This window comes from Winogradskyella sp. SM1960 (assembly GCF_020179375.1).
Lineage (GTDB): Bacteria > Bacteroidota > Bacteroidia > Flavobacteriales > Flavobacteriaceae > Winogradskyella > Winogradskyella marina.
Genome location: NZ_JAICBG010000008.1, coordinates 13514 through 25009, shown reverse-complemented (window position 1 = coordinate 25009; position 11496 = coordinate 13514). Strand labels below are relative to the sequence as shown.

Here is an 11496-nt window from a genome sequence, read left to right as displayed (position 1 = left end):
TATGAAATTATCAAACAAAATTATCGAACACTTAAGCCATAGACTTGCTCTAAGTAAAACAAAAATTAAAACATTAGTTTTTGGGGGCATCTTTAGTATTATTCTTTTATGCCCTGGCAGGGCTACTGCCCAAGGCATGCCCACCTATGACAACACCAATTTTGTCAGTCTTGTAAAGCAATTGGTAGAATCGGGCAAACAAACTGCGCAGATGATTAAGTCTGTACAATTTTTGAAAGACGCCAAAGAAGCGATCGAAAAAGTATCTAGTGTGGTACAACAACTCCGAGCGGTTGAGGAAATTGCACAAAACAATCAGCGACTAATTCAAGTGATGCAAACCGATTTGCAGGACATTTTGAACTCGCCTTATATACAACCTGAAGAAGTAACTCGAATTGCAGAATCCTTTGATGCTATAGTTCAAAACGCTTTAGATACCGTAGATTTTATTGACGAAGTCCTATCGAGTGACCATCTAAAAATGACTGATGCAGAACGTGCTGAAGTTCTCAGAAAGAAGGAACAAGAATCTAAAGAAATGGTTGTGAACATCACGATAAAAACGAAGCGCTACAGAGCTATTATTTCCTTTAGAAAAATGCAAGACAAAGTTAATAATCGCGAAACAAACTTTTAGAAATGACCGCAGCGATTATTTTAGGAATTGGACTTGAGTATATCGATACGATTTTTCAAACCATACAAAACAGCAGCTTCTCGCAATACACTATTGCAGGAATGAAAACGCTAGCGGTTTTATTTTTCTTAATCAATATTCTAAAAAAATACAATGAAGGTGTTGCAGATAAAGATGGGTATTCTTGGGGATTAAGTCCTGGTGAGCTCGCCAAGAATTTTGCTGTTGTGCTCTTGGTTATTTTCTCAACGCAGGTGTTAGGTTTTTTTGATGGCATATTAGTAGCCATTGAAGGGCAATATAGAGGGACTGCACCTGCGTTATTACCATTACAACTACAAGATTTACCACTTGAAGAAGATGTAGGATTATTAGATGCTGCAAGTATGGCAATGACGCTTCTTTATGAAGTTTTGCTTACACCACTCTATGGATTCAAGCTCTTAGCCTTTATACTAAGCACCATGCTGTGGATTCTTGACTTATTTATCTACCCCTTGTTTTTAGCAGAACGCTTCTTTCTATTAGGAATTATGCAAGCCTTTTTCCCTTTAGTTATAAGTCTCGCCGTATTTGAAAAGTTCCGTTCACTTGCCTATACCTTTTTTAAACTCTATGCAGCCGTCTATATGTTAGTTCCTGCTTTCTTCTTAGTCAATGTATTTATTAACGCGATCTATACGGAATTAAACACCAATTTTTGGACCAACCTATTTGGGACCGATTTTGGTCAAGGCTTTTTTGCTCCCGTTGTACAATTGGGCACCGTTGGCTTTATAGTTTTCTTAAAATTTAAACTCTACAAGCGAGCTACATCATTTACACTAAGACTATTTACCAGCTAATCCAACTCAATATGAAAACACCATACAAAAACATCTATAGCGTATTAAAGCTCAATCGATTTATTGTTTTAGTCGTCGTTATTTGTGCCTTACTATCGAGTACTTTTTCCGTTTGGGTGGCCTTTAGGACATATAAAAATGCCTTGAATAGTGCTTTTGCCATCAATACAGATGGTAGTATAATTCCGCTTAAACTCGTTAAACAAAAGGAAAATTTTAAAGTAGAAGCTTTAGCACATTTAGAACAATTTCACAACTACTTCTATAACATTGATGCCAGCAATTATGAAAAAAATCTAGAAAAAGCGCTTTGGTTAGGTAACAGTTCTATAGATAATTTGTATCGGCAAAAAAAAGCAGACGGTGTTTATAACCGATTATTACAATATTCCTTAGTTCAGAAAGTACTACAAATTACTACGCAATTAACAGAACACAATGGCTCATATACGTTTACTACAACCACCATTTTTGAAATTAATCGAGGCTCTATTGTCGATACCTATGAATTGGTTTCCACAGGCAACTTAATTAGTGTTGACCGGAACTTCCCGAACAATCCACATGGCCTTTTGATTACCAATTATTTTGAAAACACCTTAAAAAAGCTAAACACTAAAAACTGAGTCGCTAAAAACATCAGCAAATGAAAGTAGAAAAGAACAAAATAGTATTTATAGCAGTATTAGCCATTGTGTTCATATTCCTTATTTCTTATAGTCTAATGCTCATGGGAGATGACGACAATGAAAAGGACAGCCTTGAACAGACGTTGATTCCTGATTTAGAAGACAACCAGAAAACATATGACTCCAAATTAGATGCGCTCAATGATTTAAAAGAAGTACGCGAAACCAACGCTCCTAGTATCTATGATGAAAAATTAATGGACTCCATGGGGTATTACGATCCAGAACTACCAGAACGCAATAAAAAACGCATTGTAGACAGTATTTACGCCGCTGGAAAAATTCAATATTCAGAATTAAAATATCAAAACTTAGGACGACATAACGTAAAAACGAAGTCCCCTATAGCCATTGATTCTTCAGAAATAATTAGGGAGTTAAAAATACAAGCTAAAGAATTGGGACTGGAACATCAACTATTTTTTGCGGCTGCACCAAAACCCAATACACTTTCAATTATTGGTCATACAGATACCACAATTTACGCCGTTGTTGATGGAGACCAAATTGTAAAAGCAAATACGCGATTGCGAATGCGACTTACCAAAGCTGCAATGGTCAATGGAAAACAAATGCCCAAGAACACACTTTTATTTGGTTTTATAAGCTTTCAGCCCAATCGTGCATTAATTGAGATTGAGAATATCAACCATCACCCAACAAAACTCAAAGCTTTCGACTTACAAGATGGCAGCGAAGGCATTTATGTGGAAAACAACTTCAGAGCCGAAGCTACCAGTGAAGTTCTGGACGATGTTATAGGAGATATAAATATTCCAACAGTTCCACAAGTCGGTGGCATTACAAAAGTATTGAAACGTAGTAATCGAAATGTGAAGGTTACAGTACTGAACAATTATAAACTTATTTTAAAACCAAAATTATGAGCTCATAATGAGCATTTAAAAACACACTCTTATGAAAACGTATATGAGCATTCTAACACTTATTATCACTTCCGCTTTTATGGAAGCCCAAACATCAGCAACACTTGACACTATTTACGCCAATGACACCAAAAATGTGGCCCTCTTTTTCCCAGAACCTATACGTCAAGGCATCACAGGTTCCGAAAACTTTGTATTTACCTACAATCGTGAAAAAGAACAGTACTTCGGTTTATTACAAGCCAAACAAGGAAAAGAAAGCAACCTATTAGTCATTAACAACAACGGCTCCATATTTTCCTATATTGTAAAATATAAAGCACAGCTTTCTAAGCTCAATTATTTTATCCCACTAGCCTCTAGTATTGGAAATGAAAAACCAAAAGTTAAAGATTCAATTCAGACTGAAACTTCTGAAAAAAGTATTGAACACGACACTTATTATTATCAAAAATTCTGCTCATATTTACTAGATTTGAAACAACACTTCGGATATTTCACAAAACGAAATAGTCGTGTGATTTTGAATCTTGAGAATATTGTTTTTGATAAAGAAGCGCTTTACTTCGTTATTCAAATTAAGAATAATTCTACTTTGGATTATGATTTAAACTTCTTAAAACTTTCCATTGAAACGCGGCAAAAAGGTAAAAAGAAATCGTTGCAACGTTTATATCAAGAGCCTATTTTTAAACATCATGTGCCTTCTAAAGTTGCCGGCAATGAAACGGTAAGATTTGTATATGTTATGCATAAATTTTCACTATCGAAGGATCGAAGGGTCATTTTAGAATTGAACGAGAAAGATGGAGAACGCAATATAGAACTTAAAGTATCCCATAAATATATCAATAACCCCAATTAATACGATATTGAAAGCCACCGCTATGCTCCTATTGGAGGATTTTTGATCTTTTTTGTATCAAAAAAAATAGAAGAGTTAGAATTTTTAAACATAGAGTAAATATTTGAACTTCCCTATTTGGATTCACTTATTTACTAAAAGCCGCAGACATTAGCGTTATCTCCGAGTTTTTAATTCCGATGTGCTTTGCCACTGCCTTCCAATCTTTAACTACTGTTAATACGTCAGTAAGTATGGCATTCATTTCTGTATCATTTAACCTAAAATACACGCCAACACTTTTAGCAAGATCAAAGCTTAGAGCATTATCGTCCATATCTATATTCAAAGACAAACCTTCTTTTTCTATTGAAGGATTTAAATCGTACGCTGGTGATAAAATCCAACCTTTAGGCGTTAATAGAAATCCATGATTACGCATATGATCATCCGTATTAGAAATCGCGATATTGAATACGATTCGACGCCAAAGTTGATGTAAATTAGCGTCTACATCGGCACCATAATTCTCAATAAACTCAACAATTTCAAGATAACTTGGTGCAGAATCTTTGAGAATATCTTCCGTGTTTCCTGTCATCGTCATTGCAGACGCGAAGTGAATACGTTTTCTATTGTTTCTATCAAAACGTCTCGTTAGAAAAGTGTGGTATTGACCACTAATCTTTTCTATTTTGGAATCTGCCATTTGAATTCCTGCAGCAGTTGCTAGTTGATATGCTAAAAACTCCCAAGCGGCTTTATCAACGGTATCGGTCTTTGATGGAAATTTTGCAATCCAAAGATTCTTCTTTGCGTCCAGAATATTCGCCTTTGGTCTTGCTCCACCTAGAGAAGATCCAGGCGCTATTAAAACGGCGATCCATTTTCTTATAGCATCACTATGATCATCATTTTCTAATTGATTTACAGCCTCTTGAAGTTCACCAAGTGAAGACCAAGGAGGTGTTGGATTTTGGTTGTCATTATCTAAAAAAGGACCATCCATTTCCGTTTTAAAGCGCAGAGCTCCCATCCTACTCTCATCATAAACTCCAAGAAGATAATCAATTTCATAGAGGGCACTTGCTTTTTCATTCTTTGCCCTAGCCTCTTGCGCCGCCCTACGCTTCATTAAGGTCTTCCCCCAAGTGTCAGGCATACTATCCAAAAAAATTCCAAAATTCTCCTTGTTATTAGGATATTGCGGTCCCGAATAAAAAACGATATCAGGATCTAGTAATCGTTGCGCATCGGTCTTTAGCCAATCTTTATCATACTCAAAACTAAAGGCCTTTTTACCTTTTGCAAAATGTGCAGAAAGCACACCAACGAGCGTTGGAGTTTCTAAACCATCCCAATCTGCAAATACGTATATGTCAAATTTTCCTTTAGCCATTTTGCTTATAATAAATCAAGATCCTGTAATTTTCGTCCAAACTCATCATCGACCGCGAGCTTAAGAAAATCGTCTTGAAGATTCAACACTCTAAACACATTAAAATAGTGACCTATTGCTACAGCTGGGTCTCCTTTTTCTATACGATAAAGCGTTGCTCTGTGAATACCTGCACGTTCAGAAACCTGCTCTGTTGTTAACTTCCTTCTTTTTCTTGCCAGCTTTATATTCTCGCCTAACTGTTCAAAAATCTTTTGATATTTAGGAAGAAGAATGGTTTTCTTAGAATTCATTTTGTCGCTTATTTAAAACAAATATAGACATATTGCTACAAATAAGCGACAATAATCGATACACTTTACTTCTAATCACTTGAAAATTGATTGTACCTCTTCATAAATCCTATCAAAATTAGCTTGTAAGTCAGCCTCAGAATAATCCCGTGACCTTCTTGGTAATCGTTTTTCAATTTTAGGCAATTTAAATTGAACTTTTCTATCCTTTCCATCAGCGAACGTAATAAATTCGCCTTCTTTTAGTCTAAAAAACACATCAGCTCTAATTTTGGAGACTTCACGTTCCCCTATTGTAATTCGGGTGTCAAAATTGAGATTATGACCACGATTAACACTAGTGGTTTCTTTCTTTACAATTTCAAAAAAGCGTTCATAATATTTCGCGGTGTCTGGGTCATTTACCTTACCAAAGAACTGATACGATAAATTACTCAAAATGGCTTTACTAGCCTTATCTCCATACATCATATCGTTTTGAATTTTGTCTTGCATAACGTAAATCGTGGCAATATCATAACTTCGTAACGTCGCAGGAATACGATGCATATTTAGTAACCGAATGGTAGGAGCTTCTTCCATGAGTAAAAATGAAGGATTTGAATTTCGTACACTCATTTGCTTTGTGATGGTATGCACTATAGTGGCAATAATTGGCGAATACGCAGTCTCATATTTTGGAGTATTGACGACTGAAATCACAAGCGGTTGCTCTTGCGTATTAATATTAAGAGGAACATCATCTGCAGATAGGATCATAAAAATACGTTGTGTACTTATTTTTTTAAGCGCATTCGCCAAAGTACTCTTTACTCCTGCGGTTTGCCTATCAGAATCCTTACCACTAATAAAAGCATCCGCCATCGCTCTAGATGTTGTATTAGAACTTAAAAATGCGATTAAACTATCGGTATCTAAAAATTGATACATTGCTATTAAGTGGGGCAATGTACACAGGTGTGGATAGGAGGTACGTAATTTCCAAATTAGTCCACCGATTAGTCCTTCAGCGGCATCATTAAAGAATTTGGTTGTGCCTATACTCCCCGACTCTCTTTGTTCTAATAGGTTTTCAATTAGTACTCGTGCGACTTCGTTGACGCTTTCCTCATTAGGCATATATCGCGGTGCTATTGGATTTACACGATCGTAAATAGTATCGAATGAAATCACTTTAAAATCAATTTGTTTTTTTTCAAATAAAGGGAATGCCATTTCTGTAATTTCAAAGTTTTTATAATCGTGAATGACACCCGAAAATTTATAGTTGCTAAAATGCTGAAGAAAATTAAAAACGACACTCTCTGTTTTCCCACTTCCTGCAGAACCGATTATTGAAGCGCCTCGTTTGATATTATTAATTTTAAAACTACCACGTTTAGTTTTAAAATGAACCTGGTGCTTAGCATCAAAATTATATTTTTCCTTGTGAAGAAACACATATAAAACGGTGTTTATAAGCAAGAGTATACAGCCTATAAGAAGCAACACTATATACCATTGCTTTTCGTAGTAGCTGAAATTAAAAAGTAGCCTTAAACAAATTACAGTCCAAATAAGATTAATAAAAAAGGCATATTTAGTTATTTTGAAAAGGCTATAAAACAACAAGCTCATTCCAAATATCACTCCAATAACAGCTATAATTCCCTTTATCTCCATATCATATACCAATGGAACTTGATTTAATTGCCACCTCCACACCACGTTTTAAATACCTAATGGTTTTGAGCGCTAACTGTACTTGACTTGTTGGAATACTTGCCATAGGCACACCAGATTTCGACAACATTTTAAAAGCAACTGCTTTTTCACTTACTGGCAGTCCTAATAGTGTTGTAAAGTAGAGCTTCGGATTTTTAATAAAATCTTTTTTCGATTTATAGGATTCCACATAGTTCCGTTTGTAGCCAAACGTTTTATCAAAAGTTCTTTCTGCTTTTGTAAAAAAGGCATCTCTATCAAATCCTCGTTTCACTAATTTTCCGTTCATCATAACTTCCGACGCTTTGTATTTAGATCCAGGAGACAAACTCACAGAATTTGAGGAGTCTTTTCTACTCACGATGATATGAATATGACTTTGATTACCCTCTTTTTTCATGCCTTGAACAATTCGTTTTCCATTCTGTTGATGCGGTGCATCAGCCTCCAATTTAAGTATATCGGATTTCATCTGTTTCGTATCACCTTCTAATTGACCTTGCTCAATTTTTCGAATAGCCTGTTTTAACTGCAATATTTTTGTAGCAAAGGGTTGGTTCTCTCTTACTTGTTTATCTGTACCTTTAAATTTACGTTGGTGTTCAATTTTAGCAAAATATTTTATGTTGTCAACAGTTATTGGTTTACCATTAATTTCACGATTGAAGGACTTAGCATAATCAGTCATTAGAGCTCTAGTATATCTTTTTAAATCCTCAGAATTATTTTGTAAGTTTTGTAACTCTGATTGACTGGGATTTATGGTAATAGAATAAAATTTCGGTTCTTTCTTTTTGAGTTTTGCTGTATTACCATCAATTTCTTTCACGACTTCTTTAGCTTCTATTTCATCTCCATATTGATTAAAAAAATGCTCCACATCGTCTTGCTCCAAGCCTTGATTTTCTTTCTCCAGATATGCAACAAAATCCACAGAACTTTGCGAATACTCTCCTCCTAATTTTTGAGCTGTGATGGTGATATACATATTCTTATAATTGATTATTAGACTCTTTTTTTTCTACAAACTGAACGTTCTTTTGTTTGAGTTCTTTCTCCAAAATGAGTTTCTTTTCTGCTGACTCAAATTCCATAAACAAGGATTGTAGCATAGCAGTTGTAGGTTTGTCATGGTGCTTTTCGATGTCTTTTATGATGGCGATTACCGCATTGATTCGTTTCTTGATTTGACTTTCTAAGGTTTTCATTTGCGGTCCTAAAGTTTCGTTTGGAGATATCCCATTAGTTTCAAAAAAGTCGAGCATCATTAAAAGTGTCATTGATTTTGAGTGCGACATTTTTTTACAAAATTCATTAAATTTTTGAGCCACTGAAGTTTTAATACTTAGGCTATCAAACCGTTCTTTTTCATATCCTTTATCCATATTTCCTTGAAAAATTTGTTGTTTTTATTGGGCTAACAGCTTTTATCCGTGAAAAACGATGCTAAAACTTCAAAAACCAAAACAATCAATCGCTGTAAACTATTGATTTTACTCGTGTTTTGGAAAAACTAAAAATTGAAACATCGCGCTAGCGTGTTACCCTCTTGCTATTCCTTTTCGTCCAGCTCGCTGGACAAAAAAAATACCATTACATCCAAAAATGTAATGGGTTTTATCGTAATACGAATTGAAATTTGATTTTTTATGAGTGTTCTCTTTGAAGTTTAAAAGTATCTTTAGTAAACCGCTCTTTTTGTTGCAGAATATAAAATATCGGAACAAAAAAAAAGACTGCCTTTTCAGACAGCGCCTTGGGTTAATAATTTAGATTTTAAATATTAAAAACATAGTCGTAAGAATACAAATTTCTTAGAGCTTCTTCTTCCAAAAGTGTATCATATTTAATATGATGTTCTTTGGCATAGCGTTTCAAATCATTTCCAAATTCATGCTCAACATCTTTATTGGAAACCGAAACCAATCGTTCTTGAGTTTCGTTATCGAGGTTCGTATAATTGAGATATACCATAGTGCAATTTTTAATATTCGCTTGGAAGCATTAGCGTATTATTGACAAAAAATAATCGCAATTCATCCAAAGGAAAATCGGTTACATTATATCGGTGCGTTTCAAAAATTTTATCATTTCCATCACTATAATTAATGATGGCTTCGCATTGCTTTTCAATCTGTTCCTTTTCAGAAAGTCGCTTAAAATCAATGGTAATAAAAGAACTTCTATTTGATAATTTTTTTGCACTTACGGATGCATCTGTAATCAGCCAAAAGCATTCCGCTTCATTAGCTAAATATTTTAATCCGTCAGTAAAACGCGTTCCAATTAATGGAATTTTAAAGAGCATTTCGGTACCGCAAAAATGTTGTAAATCGGCTTTTATTTTGTTAACTTGTGTCTTCATTGTAATTCTATTTAGTAAGATTAATTATGAAAAGAGAGCGCATCTTTTGGATAGGAACGCTCTCTTTTAATTTTTAATTATTCGGTAGCGTTATCTCCTTTAATTCCTAAAAGCAAGATTTCATCTGCGACCACTTCGGTAACGTATCTCTTTTCCCCGACGGCGGTTTCATAAGAGCGTGAGGTTAATTTCCCTTCTAATGCTACTTCTTTTCCTTTGCCTACGTATTTCTCTACTATTTCGGCAATCTTTCCCCATGCTACAATAGTGTGCCATTGGGTGTCTGTCACTTTTTCTCCCTTAGAATCTTTGTAAGATTCATTGGTTGCGATTGAAAATTTTGAAACTTTCTTACCATTTTCAAAGTTTGTAATTTCTGGCACGTTTCCTACGTTACCAATTAACTGTACTTTGTTTTTTAGAGTACTCATAATTAAAAAATTTAAAGATTAATATTGACCTATCTGAACTATTCAGAAAGGCTTTGTTATTGATTTACTTATTATATCCAGAGCGTTTTCCTTTTTTTTGTTTTTTAACTTTTGTTCCGCTTCCTTTTTATTTATTTTGTAAGATTTCATAAGATTCATTTTAGATTTACTTCCCATAGAGCCGACGCTGTTACCTTCTTTTGTTGCTTAGTGCTTTCGATATTCAGCTTTGTTTAGACATATAAAAAGTGCGAGGGTAGCCTGCGCTTAGCATTATCGAGAAAGGAAATATATTTTCTCTTGAAGATAGCTAGCGAAGCTATTAGAAGTGAGCCTGGTTATGCTGTCGTTCAAAGCTGAATGTTGTTATTTTGCTGTCAAAAAAAGGGATGACGGTGTTGGATTAAGGAAGTGATTCTAAAGTCTTTGTGAAATATAAAATCATAGGAAGTGGAACAAAATGTAAATACATTTTTATTCTATTTAGCGAACTTGATTCACGCTTTTTACGTGAGAATAGAGTGTTCCTTTCCAGCAGAGCGGAAAGGGTTAACGGAATGAAGCGTCAAAAGTGGGGATTAGGTTCAAGTCCTTTTTTAATGAAGCTCTTTTATCGGAATGAAGCTTTTCGCGGCATGTAGAGAAATGTGCTGAATGGAATACGATGAATTTTTATACCTGCGCGTTTAATGTAAATTATCAAAATAAAGATGCAAAAAATCGTTTATTCTAAGTAAGATTAGTTATGACTTTTAATCATTCAACATTTTTACTGTAGCATCAGGACTAAACCTAAATACTCTAAAACATATCCCCTATCTGTTGTCATTATTAAAGATCCTCTATAACTAGCGTAATAAGAATCATTCCACAAAAATGAGTCTACTACTATAATTATATTCTATAGAACTTGATTGTACTGTTCTAACATTTTACATAAAGTCATAATATTCAATGAGGACTTTCTATTTCTGAACCATATAATCCTGCCATTTTATTAGTACATATTTATGTACACCATGCTCTGCTCTTTTTAAAAATCCATATTCATACACAAAAAGATAAACATCACCTTTTGAGTTTTTCCAATAATGTGTGAAAAAATTTGGATCAAATCCTTCTTGAGTAAGCATGCTTGACCGAACTATAACTTTACCGCCTTTATTATATTCCTTCAATATTTTTCTGTTAAGTTTTAGCTGATTGTCGACTTTATTATAAAATCGTTCTGGTTTATCTTTTGCTTGTTGATATTGATATGCACTTTTACACTGTGGGTCGCAAAATTTCTTATCGGTTCTTCCCTTTAACTCTTTCTTACAATATAGACAAGTTTTATAAAATCTCATGTTTTCTAAATTAAGTGTATGTTATACGTATCCTATCCGAATAAGATACG

Annotated in this window: 14 protein-coding genes; 5 read left to right on the top strand and 9 right to left on the bottom strand. The window is 34.4% G+C overall.

Going from position 1 to position 11496, the window contains the following annotated elements:
- The first annotated feature begins 1 nt into the window (after position 1).
- The 5 genes from K1X16_RS15755 to K1X16_RS15735 are packed head-to-tail and all read left to right on the top strand — an operon-like array spanning position 2 to position 3926.
- Positions 2–640, top strand: coding sequence for a conjugal transfer protein (locus K1X16_RS15755; protein ID WP_410530028.1), 639 nt, complete (start codon positions 2–4; stop codon positions 638–640).
- 2 nt (positions 641–642) lie between these two features.
- Positions 643–1485 (top strand): hypothetical protein, encoded by an 843-nt coding sequence (locus K1X16_RS15750; protein WP_115812851.1) that lies wholly within the window; start codon positions 643–645, stop codon positions 1483–1485.
- Between the two features lie 11 nt (positions 1486–1496).
- The gene (locus K1X16_RS15745; RefSeq protein WP_225037078.1) at positions 1497–2111 is read left to right on the top strand and encodes a conjugal transfer protein TraK; all 615 of its coding nucleotides are present in this window, start codon (positions 1497–1499) and stop codon (positions 2109–2111) included.
- 20 nt (positions 2112–2131) lie between these two features.
- Complete coding sequence (traM, locus tag K1X16_RS15740) at positions 2132–3061, top strand: conjugative transposon protein TraM (RefSeq protein WP_225037077.1); 930 nt, start codon at positions 2132–2134, stop codon at positions 3059–3061.
- 31 nt (positions 3062–3092) lie between these two features.
- A complete protein-coding gene (locus tag K1X16_RS15735; RefSeq protein ID WP_225037076.1) occupies positions 3093–3926 on the top strand; it encodes a DUF4138 domain-containing protein in 834 nt (277 codons plus the stop codon).
- 127 nt (positions 3927–4053) lie between these two features.
- Here the strand turns inward: K1X16_RS15735 and K1X16_RS15730 are convergent, their stop codons facing one another.
- From K1X16_RS15730 to K1X16_RS15690, 9 genes are all read right to left on the bottom strand, one after another.
- Positions 4054–5304 carry a type II toxin-antitoxin system HipA family toxin gene (locus K1X16_RS15730; RefSeq protein ID WP_225037075.1) on the bottom strand — a complete coding sequence of 417 codons (1251 nt, stop codon included), beginning with the start codon at positions 5302–5304 and terminating at the stop codon, positions 4054–4056.
- A gap of 5 nt (positions 5305–5309) precedes the next feature.
- The gene (locus tag K1X16_RS15725) at positions 5310–5597 is read right to left on the bottom strand and encodes a helix-turn-helix domain-containing protein (protein WP_225037074.1); all 288 of its coding nucleotides are present in this window, start codon (positions 5595–5597) and stop codon (positions 5310–5312) included.
- Between the two features lie 75 nt (positions 5598–5672).
- Entirely contained in the window at positions 5673–7259 is a 1587-nt protein-coding gene (locus K1X16_RS15720) for a type IV secretory system conjugative DNA transfer family protein (RefSeq protein WP_225037073.1), read from the bottom strand.
- Position 7260: 1 nt separating this feature from the next.
- Entirely contained in the window at positions 7261–8289 is a 1029-nt protein-coding gene (gene mobB, locus K1X16_RS15715) for a MobB family relaxase (RefSeq protein WP_225037072.1), read from the bottom strand.
- Between the two features lie 4 nt (positions 8290–8293).
- Positions 8294–8686: a BfmA/BtgA family mobilization protein gene (locus tag K1X16_RS15710; protein ID WP_225037071.1), complete on the bottom strand. Its 393-nt coding sequence runs from the start codon at positions 8684–8686 to the stop codon at positions 8294–8296.
- A gap of 391 nt (positions 8687–9077) precedes the next feature.
- The gene (locus K1X16_RS15705) at positions 9078–9275 is read right to left on the bottom strand and encodes a hypothetical protein (RefSeq protein ID WP_225037070.1); all 198 of its coding nucleotides are present in this window, start codon (positions 9273–9275) and stop codon (positions 9078–9080) included.
- Between the two features lie 10 nt (positions 9276–9285).
- Entirely contained in the window at positions 9286–9666 is a 381-nt protein-coding gene (locus K1X16_RS15700) for a DUF6876 family protein (protein ID WP_225037069.1), read from the bottom strand.
- Between the two features lie 77 nt (positions 9667–9743).
- Complete coding sequence (locus K1X16_RS15695; RefSeq protein ID WP_225037068.1) at positions 9744–10097, bottom strand: single-stranded DNA-binding protein; 354 nt, start codon at positions 10095–10097, stop codon at positions 9744–9746.
- A 965-nt stretch (positions 10098–11062) separates the two neighbouring features.
- The gene (locus K1X16_RS15690; RefSeq protein WP_225037067.1) at positions 11063–11446 is read right to left on the bottom strand and encodes a hypothetical protein; all 384 of its coding nucleotides are present in this window, start codon (positions 11444–11446) and stop codon (positions 11063–11065) included.
- Between the last annotated feature and the right edge of the window lie 50 nt (positions 11447–11496).